Origin of the sequence: Clostridium sp. MSTE9, from assembly GCF_000277625.1 — a bacterium.
Lineage (GTDB): Bacteria > Bacillota > Clostridia > Oscillospirales > Acutalibacteraceae > Faecalispora > Faecalispora jeddahensis.
The window spans coordinates 70,097-86,120 of sequence record NZ_AKFU01000034.1 but is presented as its reverse complement, the minus strand read 5'-3'; the positions used below and the strand labels follow the sequence as shown (position 1 = coordinate 86,120).

Below are 16,024 nucleotides of genomic sequence, written 5' to 3'. Positions count from 1 at the left end.
CCGGGGCGGGCACTTACTTTCGTGAAAGGACGAAAGTAAGCAAAGGCCTTCCAAAGGACACCTTTGGAATCCGTTTGGGGAACGGTTCTTAACTGTGATACCGAAAGCCACCGGAAAGGCGCTCCAATGAAAATGCCCACTCTCCGAGTTTCATCGGGAAAGCAGTCTTGCTGTCCCGTCTGTCGGCGGGCATTTTCAGAGCGCTCTCGTTGGCTCGCAGAGCTGACCTGACGGCAGTTTTGATTTGCCGGTTTACAGAAGGGCGCTTCCCAGCGCGGTGGTTTTCCCTGCATTTTGCGAAGATTAAACTGATCTTTTGACTAAGCTGCGCGCACAGGCTTGTTTCTGTGCGGAAAATAGAAGCCTGCCTGTCCGAGAGGCGTAGGCTTCGTCCATATAAAACCATAAAAGTATATCTGTTTAAAATGTTTTAATCATGATATAATGGATTATATCCAATAGCTTATAAAAATGGTAAGGAGTGGCAAGAATGAAAAAACGAGTTTTCAACCATTTGTTTCTTATTTTATACCCGATTCTGCCGTTGATCTTATTGCCGATCTATGATTATCATCTTTCACTGCTGTTAAAACGGTATCCCGGTGATACGATCTGGATTTTTTTGGTCGTTTATATTCTTTACTTTCTCATCTTTGCCTGGTTTGTTTACCGCTTTTTCGTCAAGAAAAAGCCGTACCGCTTCTTTCCCGCTATGATTGGATTATTGGAAAGTGCCTTTTTTCTTCTCTGCTTATTCTATACCCCGTTGCTTTCCAACCTATCAAGGCCGTTTTTCAACATGTTTTTTAACAATGTAACGTTAAGCTCCTACGCGGTGTTTACGGTTTTTTCTATCTATGCGGTTTTATTGATCGCACAAAAAAGACAAAGCAATTGAAAATAGCGACGACACGTCGTCACTCTTAATCGACAAAAAAATAAGCGCCGTTCCTTAAAGGAACGGCGCTTTCGGCCGGGATGGCCGAGTGTCTGCACCAAAGTGCGTGCAGAAATGGCCTTCTTACAGACAAGGACGGCAGGGCCGGGACTGGCGATGAACTGCTAACATCGCCTTAGCATGAAAATTCGGGGGAATGTTCATGGAACATCTTCCGGCCCGTGCCGGGACTTGCCTGTAAGGCAGCAAAAAAGCGCGTGTCACGGAATCCTAAAAGGGATGCTCCCATAAACACAGCGCCCGATATCACAAGTGCAATACACAACTCCCGCTTTAGTGGGATTCCCATTTTTGCCACATGCCTCTATACAAAAGGGGAAAAATGGGTTATACTATGTCTGCATGGTGCGGCTATGCCGTTGCTTATGGAGGGGGTTTCTCCGTAGGCAGGGGGCGAGGTGTTCCTAGCACTTCGTCCCTGCTTTGCACTTAATCATGCCTTACCGGTAAATAATACCATTATTTGGGGTTCTTTGCAAGAATAAAATACAGATATGAGAAAAATTGTCACATTGTAAAAGGAAGCGCCGGATTTTTAAAAATCCGGCGCTTTTTTGCATTCCGACAGGCAGTACAGTGAAAGCCGCTGATCCCTTGCAGAACAGCGGCCTTCATTCGCATTATGACAAATCAAATGACATGATATTCTTTCAGCAGCTTTTCAATATCGGTGCCTTCCACTCTCCGGAGGATCGCTTTGAGCGCCAATCTTTCGAGCAGTCTCTGATCCATATCCGTGACTTTTTTACCGTCGCGCAGCTGGACAGTCGCATTCAGCAGATCGCGGATATCATAGGTGCTGCCCCAGACCTCCGGCACGCCGCGGTCGATGTTCAGCAGGGTATAGACAGCCTCCATGCCGGTGCGGATGGAATATTCCGTCGTAAAGATGGTGTCGCGCACCGTTTCTGCAAACTGCCCGAGGAACGCGAAGTTCACGCTGCCCTGCGGCACAACGGCGGGGCGGTCCCCCGCGCTGCGGGGCATGAAAAAGGCGGTGATATAGGGCATCATGCAGGGAATGGTGTTGGCGCTGTGCTCCGCCATATCCTCGATCTCGTTTTCCGGAACCCCCATGTGGTACAGCCACTCCATGCAGATCTCTTTGCCGGTGCACTCGCGCATCGGCTTTTTCACATAGTTGCCGGGCCTGTCGCTGAACAGACCGTAAACCCAACCCACCAGCTGGCCTTTCGGCTGGCTGCGGAACTGCGGCTGGCGGTTGAATGTCCAGCTCAGCAGCCAATTGGAATCCTTAACGGTAACAATGCCCCCGGTGACCACCTTGCCGCTGAAGGGGTCGCGTTTGCAAATCTTCTGCACATAGGGAGGAATGCGGTCGTCCAGTGTCGTCACGGTCGCGGACATCCAGTTGCTCTGCTCCGGATCATAGCAGAATTTATCCGGATGGCCAAAGGACGGATCCTGCGCTGCGATCTTGCGCCACATATCCCAACCGCCGCCTTCTTTGATTTCTTTGTTGAAGGGCGCCGGTTGATTCTGATCGCCGAGAGAGGAATTTTCGACACAGCCGCCATTGGTGATAAAGACGAGATCATTTTCGGTCAGATCGATGCTTTCCTCGCTGCCGTCCCGGATGACCGTGATGCATTTTGCAACCTTTTTATCCTTTTGAATGTCGAATTCCACGTTTACGACCTTGGTGCCGTAATGGAACTGAACGTCGCGGGATTCCAGGTATTTGATCATCGGCAGAATCATGGACTCATACTGGTTATATTTTGTGAAACGGAGAGCCTTGAAATCCGGCAGGCCACCCACGTGATGGATGAAGCGTTTGATATAGAGCTTCATTTCGAGCGCGCTGTGCCAGTTCTCAAAGGCGAACATGGTGCGCCAGTACAGCCAGAAGTTAGAATTCAGTACTTCATTATCAAATACCTCTTCAATGCGCTTATCATACAGCTCTTCGTCCGGCGTAAAGAAGAGCTTCATAATCTCCATAGCGCCCTTGTCGGAAATGTCGAATTTTCCGTCTGTGTGGGCGTCTTCGCCGCGATTGACTGTCGCGCGCATCAAAGAATAGTTCGGGTCGTGCTTATTGAGCCAATAGTATTCATCAAGCACACTGACTCCCTCAGTTTCTATGGACGGGATAGAATGGAACAAATCCCACATGCACTCGAAATGGTTATCCATTTCGCGGCCGCCGCGCATCACATACCCGAGGCCGTCATAATGGTAACCGTCGCAGGCGCCGCCGGGGATCGGGTCTTTCTCCAGAATATGAACCCGTTTTCCGTTCATCTGCCCGTCGCGAACAAGGAAGCACGCCGCCGCGAGAGCGGCCAGGCCGGAACCGACAATATAGGCGGATTTACGGTCAACTCCCTCGGGCTTTTCCGGGCGTGCAAAGGCTTCATAGTTTCCGCTGGAATAATACATCATCTTGCCTCCATCTTTCGTTATTGTATCTTCTGCTTACACTACTCAGTTTAGCTTTTCCCACGAAAAATACCATAAACAATAAAAACGCCGTGATCAGAGTTTGATCACGACGTTTCAATTGTATTATTTTTTATCATATCAGGGGTTTTGATGGGGTTTATCCAAACGATATTTGTCCAGTGCCCTTGTAATGTCCCCTTCAATCAGGATGCTGAGCCGGTCGATGATCTGCTGCGGGTCTTTTTTCATTCCGTCTTTGATCCAGTCCAGCATCAGACCGACAAACGCAAATTTATAAAAATTAGCAATAAATTCCTTATCGGTGTCGTGAACGTCCATTCCTACAGCCTTTTCCTCGACCACCCCGATCAGCAATTTGTGCGTCAGGGTATACAAATAATTTTCCACCTGCTCCCGGCTGACCGACTGATACACATTCTGAATGAATGGTTTATTTTCTAAAACAGCCTGAAAGATCTGCAGGAATCCCTGCTGCCAGGTGTCATACGTTTTCTTTCCGTCCAGTGCCTTTGCGGCGTCTTCCACGCAAGACCACTCGATCAAATCATAGATATCCTTAAAATGGTAATAAAAAGTCATCCGACTGATTCCGCAATCTTCCGTGATGTCTAAAATCGTGATTTTGTTGACCGGTTTTTTCAGCAGCATTCTCTTCAGGGATTCTTCCAGCGCCCGCTTGGTTATTTGTGACATACAATGACCTTTCCTGTTATGATCTTACGGCCAAAGCCTACATGGGCCGCAATTGTGAAAATGATGTACCTGGGATTCTTCTTGTTTCTTAAGTGATAAGTAGCCCGCAGTTTTTCACTGCCGTCAAAAATCCCGTTTCCCTTATTATACCATCCGTTATTCTTCTATTCAATCATAATGATATCAATACGGAACAACGCACCGCGCATGACACAATCCGCCACCGAATGGACAGGGTGCATAAGGAAGCAACATACCAAGACACCAATAATAACGGGATAGACGACCAACAGATAAGTAAATACAGCGGACAAAGAGGGAAAAACGCTTTGTCTGTCGCCTGTATTGACAAAATCAAAAATTGAGCCCATACTATGCATAGCTATTTAGCAAAACTATGTATCTCCCATGGAAAAGGAGAAGTGATTATGGCGGATAGTAAATATATTCAGCAATTCAAAAAGGGGTCATTTGAAATGATACTCCTATGTCTGATTGCTAAAAAGGAAACTTACGGATATGAAATTATTACAGAATTAAATGAAACAGGCGGCAAAATATTTGGTTATGCCAAAGAGGGTACGATTTATCCAATGCTATATCGCCTACAAGATGCCGGTCTAGTTCAATGCCGGATCGCTTCATCACAAGCAAATGGCGGTCCAAAGAAATATTATTCCCTAACTGCTAAAGGACGAGAAACCTTGTGCGAGTTGATTTCATTTTGGCGTAGCTATACGGTATGTGTTGATAGTTTTATTGACATAGTAAAAGATTTGGAGGCTTGAATATGAGAGAGGAATATATAAAGAAGGTTACAAAGGAATTATCTGTTTCCCGCAACCAAAAGCGTGAAATTATCCGGGATTTAAACGAAGCGTTTGATTCCGCGAAAGAGCATGGAGAAACCGAAAAGCAAGTAATTGACAGATTGGGAACACCAAAGGATTTTGCAGAAAGTATGGAAGAAACCATTGGCTTCAACCGAGCGCAGTATAGGAAAAGAAGGAAAAAGTTATTAGCGGTTTATTGCTCATGTGGAATTGCGGTATTCTGCCTGATTTCCGCTTTCGTTACTAAACATTCCGCACTCCCTGATAATACAATCGGTCAGGCTGATTCCATGACACAAATTACGGTTAATGGTTTTTGGCCTTTTGATATTTGGAGCGCCCTATTAACAATTGGACTAATATTTGCCATTGTTGCGGTGGCCCTTATGATTGGTCTTACCCGAAAGAAGAAATAGAGATTGGAGGAAATAAAATGAAAAAAGCCTGTGGGGTATTTCTTGCCGCAATGCTTATTGCGCTTATGACTGCTTGTGGTAACACTTCTTTATCTGATAATGGAGTTAACGCTGATCATTCTGGAAATGCTTTGCCTGAAAATTTTGTTATGCTGGATACTGAAGAATGGCCTGAAAACGAATATACGGCCAACATACCGCAACCAGAATCAGGTACGTTATTGCGTGGGTGGATTGACCCGGATCAAGAATATTGTTATCTTGAGTTATCCGATATGACACAATTTAAATCGGAACAGTATATTAAGGCTCTGAAAGAATCCGGATTTTCAGAAGTCGAAAAGGTTTCAGAAGAAATCAATGACGATTATATTTCGGTAGGTACTTTACTGACAAAGGATAGCACCACCATCAGTATTTCGTATACTGATGATTTGTTTGGAATGTATATCAAAAATGAACAGTAGCAGTTAAAATATGTCTTCGAATATCTACTCCCAAAAGCCGCCTAACGGAAATAAAAAAAACCGTTGTTTCGGCGGCCGGTTATTGAAAAGCCGTAGGGATATTACTATTCGAGGAAGCAATCAGAAAAATGAAAAGTTTGATTCGGACATTGGAATCCTTCAAAAAGCCGCTCTTCTGACCTAAAAATCAGCAGAGCGGCTTTTTATGGACCCAAATTGAGCTTTCCATAAAACAAATCCTCCAATCAAGACATTTACACTGGATCGGTCATCGCCCCGCGGTGTGCGGAATGATCGTGATCTTTGTAAATACCCTGATTGGAGGAATGTGAACGATCAACGTCTTTTATTTCTGGTGCTCGCGGATGTACTGCGCCATTTTCAAATCTTCGCGCTTGATGTGGTTGACCAGCCAGCCGCCGATTGCGGTATTGACCTTGGCCACGAGCGCTATGTTCGCTCCATTCTGGTTCAGCTCCTGCTGAAGCTCGCGAATGGTCTTTTTATATTCCTCATGGAATTTGTGGTGCTTCTCGTACTCCGGGTACGCATATTGGCGCTGCAGTCTTTCTTCATCGGAGAAATGCTTGTCCACATATTTGCTCAGAAAATCGAGCGTTTTGCCGATCTCCGCACGTCCCTGACCCTTGGAGCAGGCCTCTAACAACGTGTTGATCGCGTCAAACAGCTGCTTGTGCTGCGTATCGATCATACTGTTATTTGTAACCAGGTCACTTGTCAATGTATAAGCCATCAATAGCACTCCTCTATGTTCAGGCGCGGCGGGCGCTTGTTCGCACCCGCTGAGCCCTGTATTCCATTCATTTGAGAGCCGCAAATAAAGGCGATTCTGCTTTACAGCTCCGCTTTCCACAAGCCGTGCAGATTGCAGAACGCGTAAACCACCGCGTGAGAAGTCTCTCCCTCGCGGTACACAAAATTGCAGGGGTTGGCCTCACAGTTGGGCACGATCTCATCGTTTTCGCCCGCGAAAATTTCTTCGTGAGCCTCGCCCGGATGATAAGTAAACTCTGCCCTCGGCTTGTCGCCCGGGTGCAGCTTCACAATTTCCAGCCTGTCGCCGTCTTCCAACGCAATCCACTCGATATAATGCTCGGCGGTCATCGGATGCGCCACAGAGCCAACCTCAACGATCAGGCGGCCGTTCTCCACATGAGCTACCGGCACATGCTTCTCGTGCGCGGCGTCGGTTACATTGGCCTGCAGCTGTACCATCGGGTCCCCACAGCAGACCAATGTGCCGCCCCCAAAGCCGATGAGCGCCACCAAATTCCCACAATGCTTACACTGATAAAAAACAGCAGATTTCATATTTTCCACTCCTTTTTCATGTTTGGAAACAGCCGCTCCGCCCCAAAGCCGCGACAGCCGCCGCAGGACAAATTGCAGCCGTTCTGTTTGATTGAATGAGACCTCTTGCCAGAAATTTCAATCTCATCTTATCGCTTTTTCGATCAAAACGCAAGGGTTTTCCGCCGATTTGAGGAAATAAATAATAATCATTCTTTATTTTAAGAAATTTCTCTACATAATTGAAACTTTATAGCCTCTCCGCTCCATATGACGGAAAATAAAAAATCACCGCCGCGAGAAAACGCAAAAACGCCGGCCTGCAAAGCAGACCGGCGAGTCAGCCAAAACCGCGCGGCGGCATGGCGTTATTATGCTTTTGCCGTCTTGGCCATGGAACGCAGGAATTTGGCCGCTTCCGTCCCGGCCTTTGCGCCCTCGTAAACCGCCTTGGAAACCTGAAGCAGGCCCCCGGTGCAATCCCCGGCCGCGTAAAGCCCCGGAATATTCGTCGCCATATTTTCATCGACGACGATCTTATTGTTTTCCACTTCTGCCCCAAGCTTGCGGGCAAGATCGGTACTGCCGGCCACGCCGACGGCCACGAATGCGCCCTCGGCAGTCAGTGAGGTACCATCCTCAAAACGCACGCCGCTCAGAACCTGATCGCCGTCGAGCGACTGGATCTCTTTCGTGCACAGCCCGATGCCCTCCGGCACGGAGGCGAGCATTTTTTTGCCGTTCGTGAGAACCGTAACGGATTTTGAGGTATGCAGCAGCTCGAGCGCTTCGTGAATGGCGTAGTCGCCGTTGCCCAGAACCACTACCTCTTTGCCGCGGTAGAAAAAGCCGTCGCACACGGCGCAGTAGCTCACACCATGGCCCTCCAGCTCCTGCAGTCCGCGAATGCGCGGTGCAGAACGGGTGGAGCCCGTCGCGAGAATCAGCGCATCTGCCGGGTATTCGCCGTGCGTGGTCTTGACCGTCAGGCGCCCGTCATACGAGATGCCGACCACTTCATCCTCCACCATCTGGGCGCCCAGACGCTTTGCCTGCTGAAGCCCGGTCTGCACCAGCTCTGTTCCGGTGATCGGCTCGGGGAATCCATAGTAATTCTCGATCTTCTCTACCTTTTCGAGCGTCCCATTGTCTTTGCCGATAATTGTCGTTGCCATTCCGGCGCGCAGGGTATAAAGAGCGGCGGAGATGCCAGCGGGGCCTCTGCCGACGATCACGATGTTTGCCATTATTGAGCCTCTCCTTTTCCGATTTCGATGTTCGATGGAATTTTATTCTAGTATAGTATATCATTTTCAAAAAGAAAAGTATCGTGATCAAGTTACAAATCTCATTTTCTCAATAGAAACAATCAAAGGGCCGTGCGCGCGGCCCTGAAAAACTGTCGGAATCACAGTGGTTTTCTTGCAGAAATCGGTATATAATAAATTTGCGGCAGGAAAATTTTGCCGTTTACTTCATCAAACAAAACATAACCCCAGCGTCTGTAAGGAGGATTCTTATGCCGGAACGAATGCCTGCGCTGTTTGTGGGACATGGCTCCCCAATGAACGCGGTGGAAAACAACAAATATACGAAAAAGTGGCAGGAAATCGGCCGTCAGCTGGCACGCCCCCGGGCCATCCTGATGATCTCGGCACACTGGTATACCCACGGGAGCAGAATCATGGATACCAAAACGCCGCGGCTGGTGTATGATATGTACGGCTTCCCCGAAGAGCTGTACCGGGTGCATTATCCCTCGCCCGGCTCACCGGAGCTGGCCGCCCGCGCGCAGGAGCTGCTCTCTGTTCCCGTGCAGACAGATAACAGCTGGGGGATTGACCACGGCGCGTGGTCTGTGCTGTGCCATCTGTTTCCTGAGGCTAACGTCCCTGTGGTTCAGCTGAGTGTGGACGGCACCGCCGGCGCACAGGCGCACTTTCAGATGGGGCAGGACCTGTCCGCCCTGCGGGATGAAGGCGTTATGATCATCGGCAGCGGAAACATCGTGCATAACCTGGCAAGAATCCAGTGGGAAGCGGAGAGCGGATTTTCGTGGGCCGAGGAATTTGACGGCTATATTCGGGACAAAATCCAAAAAAGAGAATTCCCCGATGTGGTGGATTACAGAAAAGCCGGTTCCTGCGCCAAAATGGCATTCCCGATGCCCGACCACTTTTATCCCCTGCTGTATGTTCTGGGGGCGTCGAACGAGGAAGATCGGCTGACTGTTTTTAACGAGGATTGTCTGATGGGTTCGCTGTCTATGACCAGCTACCTGTTTCAGCCATAAATGAGAGCGGCCCTGCAAAGCCGTACCGAAAGTGAAAGGAACAATTGTAATTATGGATACCATTAAAATTGTAGGATTTACCGGAAGCCTTCGCAAAGGCTCTTATAATCGCGGCGCGCTGCGTGCGGCCAAGGAACTGCTGCCCGAAGGCGCCGAGCTTGAAATTCTGGATCTTTCCGCGATTCCTTTTTTCAATCAGGATCTGGAGGGCGGCGAGCTGCCGGCCCCTGTGACGGAGTTTAAGAAAAAGGTTGCCGAGGCCGACGCTTTGCTGATCGCGACCCCTGAATACAACTATTCGATTCCCCCCGTGCTGAAAAACGCGCTGGACTGGGCGTCCCGCGACGCCACGAAGCCGCTTTCCGGCAAGCCCACGGCGCTCTTCAGCGTTTCCAGCAGCGCGCTGGGCGGCGCCCGCGCACAGTATCATCTGCGCCAGGTAGCCGTGATCCTGAACCTGAAGCTTTTGAACCAGCCCGAGGTCTTTGTCGCGTTCGCGCGGGAAAAGTTCGACGCCGACGGCAACCTGCAGGATGAGAATACGAAAAAGTATCTGTCCGGCCTCGTGAACGCACTGGTCGATCTGGCCAGGGCGGAGAAATAATTCAGGCCGAAACCCATGCAATTCAGATGGAGAAAGCAATCCATGGAAAACAGCAGCAAACAATTACCGCCCCCCTCGCGGCGAGCACGCAGTCTGCGCGTATCGCTGACACCGCAGGAGCGGGAGCAGTTTGAACGGTACGCGCGGCAGCTTCTGGATCACCCGCAGGTGCTTCAAATGGAGCGTTTTATTCAGCACGGCTCGGTCAGCTGCCTGGAGCACAGCGTAGCGGTCGCCGAGCTCAGCTTCTGGATTTGCCGCAGGCTGGGGCTGCGCGCGGATTTGAACAGCCTGGTGCGCGGCGCGCTGCTGCATGACTTTTTTCTGTACGACTGGCATGAAAAGGCTCCGGACCGCCCCGGGCTGCATGGCTTTACGCATCCCAAGGCGGCGCTGAAAAACGCCGAGCGCCTGTTCCCGCTGAGCGAGCGGGAGCGCGACATCATTGAAAAGCACATGTGGCCCCTCACACTCGGGAGCTGCCCCAGATTCCGCGAATCCGCGGTTGTCTGCGCGGCAGACAAATGTTGCTCCCTGTGGGAAACCTTCTTCTGCCGTTCCACCAGGCAGCCCTGAACAGACAGATGATAATAAAAAAGCGGGCGGTATAACCATACCGCCCGCTTTTTCTATTTTGTCCGCCACTCATCAAAAACACCCGGTCGCCCGAAAGGGCGCACCGAGTGTTTTTCTTTTTTCATTCACACCGTCAATTTCAGGAAAGCGTCCGCAAAGCGGTTTCTTTGCTGCGGGCTTCCAAGCGGCGGGCCCGCGCCCGCTCCTTAATGAGAATTTCACGCAGCGTCTGCAGGCGAAAACGGTTGTAGCGCTGAATGCACACAAACGGCAGATTCCCCAGAAAAATCAACCCGGAGAACACCAGGCCCATCATCCACGAGGAATTGACGATGATAACCACAACCACGCAGATGCAGTTTTTCAGGTGCATCCATTCTCCGCGGCAGGTCTCGAGCATGAACTCATCGATATATTCCGGAGAAACGCGCGTCAGATGCTTTTTCGAGAAGCCGTCTTTTCCAATATACTGGGGGACGCTGTCTTTCCACAACTGAATTTTCAGATAAGTGCGGTACCACCGGCCGTTTTGCTCCCAGCGGAATGCCTGATAACGGTTTTTCGAGGGATCAAACGTCTGCTTCGGCAGTTTAACGCAGGCAAAAAACACCACACAGTGCCACATGGTGATCATCATGACATTCCATACGATCGCGTGAGTCAGAGTAGCATTCTTGAACATAACAATTCCTTCTTCAAAAAATAGCAGCAAGTGCTTTTGGTCAAATCATCCATCATCGAATCGGCTTCAGAAAATCCCACCCCTATTTTTCGGAAGCATTGAGCGAATGATCCTATGCTCTCGGGCGCCAAATCTCTGCTTTCGCTTACGCCAAGAGGATACTAATATCATAGTCTTTTTTACAGCAAAAATGTTAATAAAATATGAACGAAATGTTTCTTCCGGCGCTTTGGGCCGCTATATTGCGGCTTTGCGGCATGGTGTGGTAATATAAGAAAAAAGCGGTTCTTCCATATTCCCCCAAAATGGAAAGGGCGTTCTCAATGAAAATACGATGCCTGCTTATTATGATTGTATGCGCTGTTCTGATTGGTTATCCCTGCCATGTCGCCGCAGCGGCGACAGAATATTTTTCTGCTGCCCTTTCTGCCGAATCCGTTTATCCCGGCGAAACCGTACGCGTAGAGCTTTCGGCGAATTCCGGCGCGCTGGCCGAGGGTGAACAGCCCGCCGCATTCCGTGCGCGGCTGGAGTACGACAGCGCGCGTCTGCATTTTTTGCGGACAGAAACCTCGGATCAAATTCAAAGCGGTGCGTTTCAGTTTTACGACGACGGAGAGAGCGTGACCGGCGTGTATGCCTGCGATGGCCTTTCGGCGCCCAAATTGAACGGCGTGTGCATTACTTTTATTTTTTCCGTACCGGAGGATGCCGACCCCGGCTCCGCCGGCATTGCGGTTCAGATTGACCAAACCGCCGACTGGGCCGAGCGCCTGCTGCCGCAGTACGACAGAGAAGCACAGCTCTCCTTTTCCATCAAGCCCGCTTTGTCGCAAGATGCGAGCCTGCTCAGCCTGGTACCCTCCACCGGCAGGCTGCGCCCCGATTTTTCGTCCGATATCGCCGAATACGAGCTGCGGGTCGGCTCGAATATCAGCTCGGTCAAATTTCAGGCGGACGCGGCGGACGGCGGAGCGGTGCGGATAAACCGGCAGTCGCTGCAGCGGGCGGGCGAAACGACCGAAATCGTTGTGACCGTAACCGCGGAAAATAAAAAGAGCAAGTCGCAGTACCTGATCCGCGTGAACCGGGCCGAGTCACCTGCCTCTGCGGAACCGGAGGAAAGCGCCAAGCCCGCGGCCTCCTCCTCTCCGGAAAAACAAAGCACCGGAAAGCAGACTGCGGAGAAACCCTCCTCCTCTCAGAAAAGCAGCGGCAGCACTTCTTCCAAGGCCTCCGGCAGCAGCTCTTCCAAATCTGCTTCCTCCAAGTCCTCTTCGAAATTCTCGTCCAAAAGCACCTCTCCCCTCGCCGCTGCAAATCCGGGAACAACGGCAGAGCCGGAAGCTGTGCAAACGGGCGGCACAAGGAACCTGTACATCGTCGGCGGACAGACGGACAGCCTGCCAATTTGGATTCTGGCCTGCTGTGTGATGGTTCTGACCGCACTGACAGCCTGGAATGTCTGGAACAACAGAGGAAAGCGTTAACGGGCGGGATTTTTCAAGGCCTGTTTTACAGGTCATCAGTCCAGCAGTTTTTGAGCGGGTGTATCCAGCGAATTGTACCATTGTATGAATGAATAAAAGATCGCCCAATTTTGATGGATTTATTCCGACAATCGAAAAAGTTTCACAGAAACTCTGCGGCGAGGTCGCGAAAAACATCGAGAAAAGGCCGTCCTGTTTCGCAAGAATGCGGTGAACTGCACCAAATTGTGAGGACAGTACAAAAAGGCCCCCGATCGTAGGGTATTCAATTAAGCAACAAACTGGTGTCGCTTTTCGAGCGGTGCCAGTTTTGTCTTTAACAGGATGCGCTGATGGTTGTAAAAACAAATGTATTCATCGATTAATTCTCTGGCTTGTTGAAATGTATGAATCTTCTGCCTGTAGATGCATTCCGTTTTGAGGCAGGAAAAAAAGTTTTCAGCCATTGCATTGTCATAGCAATTTCCGCGTCTTGACATGGATGGCGTAATGCCGTATCTTTGAGTCAGGCAGAAATATGCTTGGGATGTGTATTGAAAGCCTTGGTCACTGTGGAGCTGCAACTCCGCAGTGACATTTTCTTTTCGCTTGGCAAGCCGGATTGTATCCAAAACCAGATTTACCGTCTGCTCTGTACCTGTTTTGTAGGAGACAATGCTGTTGTCATATAGATCCCGGATAATGGACAGGTACAAGACTCCCTGACCTGTATGGATGTAAGAAATATCCGTGACCCACTTTTGGTTTGGCCGCAGGGCAGTGAACTGTCTGTCCAGCAAATTGGGGTATTTGTGCAGTTGTTCTCCCATTTTTCGGTATTTCCGGTAACGGCGGATTTCAGCGAGCAGATCATACTTCTGCATAATGCGCAATACCGTTTTGGGATTCCGGTAAATTCCCCTCTTTTGCAACCAGATATGTACTCTGCGGTAGCCATAAGTTCTTCGGCAGGTTTGTTGGCATTCCGCAATCAGTACAGCCAGAGACTGGTCAAACTGTGGCTTGTTTATTCTTTTGACGTACTCATAGTAGCCACTGCGGGATACCCCAATAAATTGACACATAGTAGTGATTGGATATTTTCCTTTGTGGTGATATATTGCCAAATATTTTACTTGTGGCCTCACTTCCTTCCAGCGAGATGAAGAAAATCCCGCAATAATTCATTTTCCATCTTGAGACGTTTGTTCTCGTATTTGTATTCTTGCAGTGTTACAGCTGGTTTTCGCCCTCGAGACTTTTTCAATGGCTCTGTTGATCTGCTTTTCTTGTTTTCACGCTTAATGATATTCCGAATCGTATAATATGTCTTTCCGTATACTTTCATTAACTCCCGTACTGTTTCCCCTGCTCTATGTCGGGTAATTATCTCATGGACTATTTCTTGTGGTATATTTGGTGTTCCTTTTTGTCTGTGCATAGCGAAGCCCCCAATCGTAGTTATATTATCCTACGATTGGGGGCCTTTTGTCATTGTCCGTTTTTTACGGACTTGTTCAGCGGAACAGGACGGCCTTTTCTGTATCTTAATGATTCAAAAGGAGGCAGTGATGAAATCGGCAGGCAGTCTCACGGCAGCTCAATCAGCATCAGCGGCACGTGCTGCTGGGCGGCGTGCATATCGGTCTCGCCGATCGAGCCCTGCTTGCGCGGGCGGGGCAATGTAATTTTAATGGCACGCGCCGCGTCAAAGCTGCTCAGGGTGATGATCTTCTCCGGATCAATATGGTACAGCTTCGAAACCAGCTCACGGTTGATCACGCCGCTGTCGAGCACCCGGCGGTAATCCTCTTCGTTCTGGAAGATGATATCCATCGTCACTTCGAACGGGCCGGCATTTTTGCTGCGGATGATTTTCGCAATATCCTTTAAATATGTCATGCTACTTCACCTCGATATACTGAATGGGGAACAAGGCGGCCGGATCATCCACCTGCATCAGGTGGTACACGTTGAACGCGCAGACCTCGCCCAGGGGGATTTCCAGCGGGGTGAACGGCAGGCCGATGTTGCCGCTGGTGGCCATTCTGCCCTCATAGGGATTGTGCAGCAGCCCGATACGCGCGCGGTTGCAGACCTCTTGCGCCGCCTGGGGCGTGGGTGCCGCTACCTCTACGATCACGCACAGCTCCTGCGGCACAAAATCAGGGTTCGGCTCCAGATCGCCCATCACGCCGTTTTTGCCGTACACGTGGAAAATCAGCTGGCTGCCCTCGCGCTGCTCTGCGGGCAGGCCGTTCACCAGCTCGCGCACACTGTCGAGGAAGGGATCGATCTGCGAAATCAGAATCGGATCGCGGATACCGGCAACACAGATGCAGCGGTAGCCGCAGCGCTTTGCGCCCTCCAGCTTTACGGTATACGGGTCTGCGGGCCGGAACTGGCTGCCGCTGACCCGCACGATTTTCTCCGTTACCGGCTCAAATTTGGAACCGGACAGGTCGAGCGTTCCGCCCGGGCCGGGCAGCAGGTACGGGTGCGTTTTCTCATACAGCGTGTGCGCGGCCACCGAATAGGGGGTGCAGCGCTCTTTGTCGCCCAGCGGGATCAAATCAAAATACTCCTGATGCAGCTCACCGACCATACACCGGCTCGAGGGCTCGGTACAAAGGCCGCCGCACTCCAGAATTTTGCCCATATGCCACGCCAGCCCTGCGGGGAAGCCATTGTGCAGCGCCATAGCCGCCATGGGTGCCGGGTCGTAGCTGCGGCCCGAAATGATCAGGTTGATTTCCGGATTTTCCCGCAGCACTTTCAGGTACGGTTCCGTGCCCATCTGCGCCACAATCACTGTTGCGTCGTCGACGTCCTGCGCGGTCAGCGGATCCACCGGCCCGCAGGGCTGCACTTTCCCCTCGCCGAGCTTTTTGCGCACGACCTCTTTGTCAATGTCCGCGTAAATCAGCGCCATATTCAGCTTCCATCCGTTCTTATGAGCCAGCTCGCGCGCAATATCCGCAAAAATCTCCACGTGCTGGTTCGTCCCGTCACCGCCCGCGGAGCTGATAAAAACGGGAATATGATGCTCCAGCCCGGCTCGGATGAGAATCTCCATCTCCTCCGTGTAGGCGCTGCGCGTGCAGGTCATGCTGCCCAGTGCCAGCTTTTGCGGGCCGCTGTCGGTAGAACCGGAATCCACCGAGATAAAATCGGGATTCATCGCGAGCCCCCTGTTGAAGCTGTCCAGAGGGAAGCCATACCCCAGCATTCCGCTTGGAACAAGCACCCGAAGCAAGTCTTTTTTCATAAAGGCACCTCGCATTTCATTTAG

The 16,024-nt window shown here is 50.5% G+C and carries 17 protein-coding genes; 7 read left to right on the top strand and 10 right to left on the bottom strand.

What is annotated here, in order from left to right; all coding sequences use genetic code 11:
- Positions 1-1,588: 1,588 nt before the first annotated feature.
- Entirely contained in the window at positions 1,589-3,364 is a 1,776-nt protein-coding gene (locus HMPREF1141_RS08860; protein ID WP_035316837.1) for an oleate hydratase, read from the bottom strand.
- A 141-nt stretch (positions 3,365-3,505) separates the two neighbouring features.
- Positions 3,506-4,081: a TetR/AcrR family transcriptional regulator gene (locus tag HMPREF1141_RS08855; protein ID WP_009063253.1), complete on the bottom strand. Its 576-nt coding sequence runs from the start codon at positions 4,079-4,081 to the stop codon at positions 3,506-3,508.
- 428 nt (positions 4,082-4,509) lie between these two features.
- On the opposite strand from HMPREF1141_RS08855, the gene HMPREF1141_RS08850 reads away from it, so the two are divergent.
- Genes HMPREF1141_RS08850 through HMPREF1141_RS08840 form a run of 3 tightly spaced genes read left to right on the top strand, consistent with a single transcriptional unit; the run spans position 4,510 to position 5,797 of the window.
- The gene (locus HMPREF1141_RS08850) at positions 4,510-4,869 is read left to right on the top strand and encodes a PadR family transcriptional regulator (protein ID WP_035316836.1); all 360 of its coding nucleotides are present in this window, start codon (positions 4,510-4,512) and stop codon (positions 4,867-4,869) included.
- A 2-nt stretch (positions 4,870-4,871) separates the two neighbouring features.
- The gene (locus HMPREF1141_RS08845; protein WP_009063301.1) at positions 4,872-5,330 is read left to right on the top strand and encodes a DUF1700 domain-containing protein; all 459 of its coding nucleotides are present in this window, start codon (positions 4,872-4,874) and stop codon (positions 5,328-5,330) included.
- A 17-nt stretch (positions 5,331-5,347) separates the two neighbouring features.
- Complete coding sequence (locus HMPREF1141_RS08840; RefSeq protein ID WP_035316835.1) at positions 5,348-5,797, top strand: hypothetical protein; 450 nt, start codon at positions 5,348-5,350, stop codon at positions 5,795-5,797.
- A gap of 346 nt (positions 5,798-6,143) precedes the next feature.
- Here the strand turns inward: HMPREF1141_RS08840 and HMPREF1141_RS08835 are convergent, their stop codons facing one another.
- The 3 genes from HMPREF1141_RS08835 to HMPREF1141_RS08825 all read right to left on the bottom strand — a co-directional run bounded on the left by HMPREF1141_RS08835 (position 6,144) and on the right by HMPREF1141_RS08825 (position 8,355).
- Positions 6,144-6,551, bottom strand: coding sequence for a hemerythrin family protein (locus tag HMPREF1141_RS08835; RefSeq protein ID WP_009063375.1), 408 nt, complete (start codon positions 6,549-6,551; stop codon positions 6,144-6,146).
- A 101-nt stretch (positions 6,552-6,652) separates the two neighbouring features.
- The gene (locus HMPREF1141_RS08830; RefSeq protein ID WP_009063274.1) at positions 6,653-7,129 is read right to left on the bottom strand and encodes a desulfoferrodoxin family protein; all 477 of its coding nucleotides are present in this window, start codon (positions 7,127-7,129) and stop codon (positions 6,653-6,655) included.
- A 350-nt stretch (positions 7,130-7,479) separates the two neighbouring features.
- A complete protein-coding gene (locus HMPREF1141_RS08825) occupies positions 7,480-8,355 on the bottom strand; it encodes an NAD(P)/FAD-dependent oxidoreductase (protein ID WP_009063308.1) in 876 nt (291 codons plus the stop codon).
- Between the two features lie 272 nt (positions 8,356-8,627).
- On the opposite strand from HMPREF1141_RS08825, the gene ygiD reads away from it, so the two are divergent.
- The 3 genes from ygiD to HMPREF1141_RS08810 are packed head-to-tail and all read left to right on the top strand — an operon-like array spanning position 8,628 to position 10,581.
- Positions 8,628-9,401: a 4,5-DOPA dioxygenase extradiol gene (gene ygiD / locus HMPREF1141_RS08820; protein ID WP_009063197.1), complete on the top strand. Its 774-nt coding sequence runs from the start codon at positions 8,628-8,630 to the stop codon at positions 9,399-9,401.
- 52 nt (positions 9,402-9,453) lie between these two features.
- The gene (locus tag HMPREF1141_RS08815; protein WP_009063259.1) at positions 9,454-10,005 is read left to right on the top strand and encodes an NAD(P)H-dependent oxidoreductase; all 552 of its coding nucleotides are present in this window, start codon (positions 9,454-9,456) and stop codon (positions 10,003-10,005) included.
- A gap of 42 nt (positions 10,006-10,047) precedes the next feature.
- On the top strand, positions 10,048-10,581 hold the full coding sequence (locus tag HMPREF1141_RS08810; RefSeq protein WP_009063265.1) for an HD domain-containing protein: 534 nt from the start codon (positions 10,048-10,050) through the stop codon (positions 10,579-10,581).
- A gap of 139 nt (positions 10,582-10,720) precedes the next feature.
- On the opposite strand, the gene HMPREF1141_RS08805 is transcribed toward HMPREF1141_RS08810, so the two are convergent.
- On the bottom strand, positions 10,721-11,263 hold the full coding sequence (locus tag HMPREF1141_RS08805) for a hypothetical protein (RefSeq protein WP_009063339.1): 543 nt from the start codon (positions 11,261-11,263) through the stop codon (positions 10,721-10,723).
- Positions 11,264-11,586: 323 nt separating this feature from the next.
- On the opposite strand from HMPREF1141_RS08805, the gene HMPREF1141_RS08800 reads away from it, so the two are divergent.
- Positions 11,587-12,753, top strand: a complete 1,167-nt coding sequence (locus tag HMPREF1141_RS08800; RefSeq protein ID WP_009063353.1) for a cadherin-like beta sandwich domain-containing protein — start codon at positions 11,587-11,589, stop codon at positions 12,751-12,753.
- Between the two features lie 269 nt (positions 12,754-13,022).
- Here HMPREF1141_RS08800 and HMPREF1141_RS08795 read toward each other — a convergent pair whose 3' ends face one another.
- The 4 genes from HMPREF1141_RS08795 to HMPREF1141_RS08780 form a co-directional block, all read right to left on the bottom strand.
- Positions 13,023-13,880 (bottom strand): IS3 family transposase, encoded by an 858-nt coding sequence (locus HMPREF1141_RS08795; protein ID WP_035316834.1) that lies wholly within the window; start codon positions 13,878-13,880, stop codon positions 13,023-13,025.
- Complete coding sequence (locus HMPREF1141_RS08790; protein ID WP_035316831.1) at positions 13,877-14,173, bottom strand: hypothetical protein; 297 nt, start codon at positions 14,171-14,173, stop codon at positions 13,877-13,879. Before HMPREF1141_RS08790 ends, HMPREF1141_RS08795 begins: the two co-directional genes overlap by 4 nt.
- A 149-nt stretch (positions 14,174-14,322) precedes the next feature.
- Positions 14,323-14,634, bottom strand: coding sequence for a DUF4387 domain-containing protein (locus HMPREF1141_RS08785; protein ID WP_009063240.1), 312 nt, complete (start codon positions 14,632-14,634; stop codon positions 14,323-14,325).
- 1 nt (position 14,635) lies between these two features.
- Positions 14,636-16,000, bottom strand: coding sequence for an acyclic terpene utilization AtuA family protein (locus HMPREF1141_RS08780; RefSeq protein WP_009063314.1), 1,365 nt, complete (start codon positions 15,998-16,000; stop codon positions 14,636-14,638).
- Between the last annotated feature and the right edge of the window lie 24 nt (positions 16,001-16,024).

What these genes read in the sequence shown, in the direction of transcription:
- HMPREF1141_RS08860 (WP_035316837.1), bottom strand. Translation starts at nt 3,364, where the DNA reads ATGTATTATTCCAGCGGAAACTATGAAGCCTTTGCACGCCCGGAAAAG.
- HMPREF1141_RS08855 (WP_009063253.1), bottom strand. Translation starts at nt 4,081, where the DNA reads ATGTCACAAATAACCAAGCGGGCGCTGGAAGAATCCCTGAAGAGAATG.
- HMPREF1141_RS08850 (WP_035316836.1), top strand. Translation starts at nt 4,510, where the DNA reads ATGGCGGATAGTAAATATATTCAGCAATTCAAAAAGGGGTCATTTGAA.
- HMPREF1141_RS08845 (WP_009063301.1), top strand. Translation starts at nt 4,872, where the DNA reads ATGAGAGAGGAATATATAAAGAAGGTTACAAAGGAATTATCTGTTTCC.
- HMPREF1141_RS08840 (WP_035316835.1), top strand. Translation starts at nt 5,348, where the DNA reads ATGAAAAAAGCCTGTGGGGTATTTCTTGCCGCAATGCTTATTGCGCTT.
- HMPREF1141_RS08835 (WP_009063375.1), bottom strand. Translation starts at nt 6,551, where the DNA reads ATGGCTTATACATTGACAAGTGACCTGGTTACAAATAACAGTATGATC.
- HMPREF1141_RS08830 (WP_009063274.1), bottom strand. Translation starts at nt 7,129, where the DNA reads ATGAAATCTGCTGTTTTTTATCAGTGTAAGCATTGTGGGAATTTGGTG.
- HMPREF1141_RS08825 (WP_009063308.1), bottom strand. Translation starts at nt 8,355, where the DNA reads ATGGCAAACATCGTGATCGTCGGCAGAGGCCCCGCTGGCATCTCCGCC.
- ygiD (WP_009063197.1), top strand. Translation starts at nt 8,628, where the DNA reads ATGCCGGAACGAATGCCTGCGCTGTTTGTGGGACATGGCTCCCCAATG.
- HMPREF1141_RS08815 (WP_009063259.1), top strand. Translation starts at nt 9,454, where the DNA reads ATGGATACCATTAAAATTGTAGGATTTACCGGAAGCCTTCGCAAAGGC.
- HMPREF1141_RS08810 (WP_009063265.1), top strand. Translation starts at nt 10,048, where the DNA reads ATGGAAAACAGCAGCAAACAATTACCGCCCCCCTCGCGGCGAGCACGC.
- HMPREF1141_RS08805 (WP_009063339.1), bottom strand. Translation starts at nt 11,263, where the DNA reads ATGTTCAAGAATGCTACTCTGACTCACGCGATCGTATGGAATGTCATG.
- HMPREF1141_RS08800 (WP_009063353.1), top strand. Translation starts at nt 11,587, where the DNA reads ATGAAAATACGATGCCTGCTTATTATGATTGTATGCGCTGTTCTGATT.
- HMPREF1141_RS08790 (WP_035316831.1), bottom strand. Translation starts at nt 14,173, where the DNA reads ATGCACAGACAAAAAGGAACACCAAATATACCACAAGAAATAGTCCAT.
- HMPREF1141_RS08785 (WP_009063240.1), bottom strand. Translation starts at nt 14,634, where the DNA reads ATGACATATTTAAAGGATATTGCGAAAATCATCCGCAGCAAAAATGCC.
- HMPREF1141_RS08780 (WP_009063314.1), bottom strand. Translation starts at nt 16,000, where the DNA reads ATGAAAAAAGACTTGCTTCGGGTGCTTGTTCCAAGCGGAATGCTGGGG.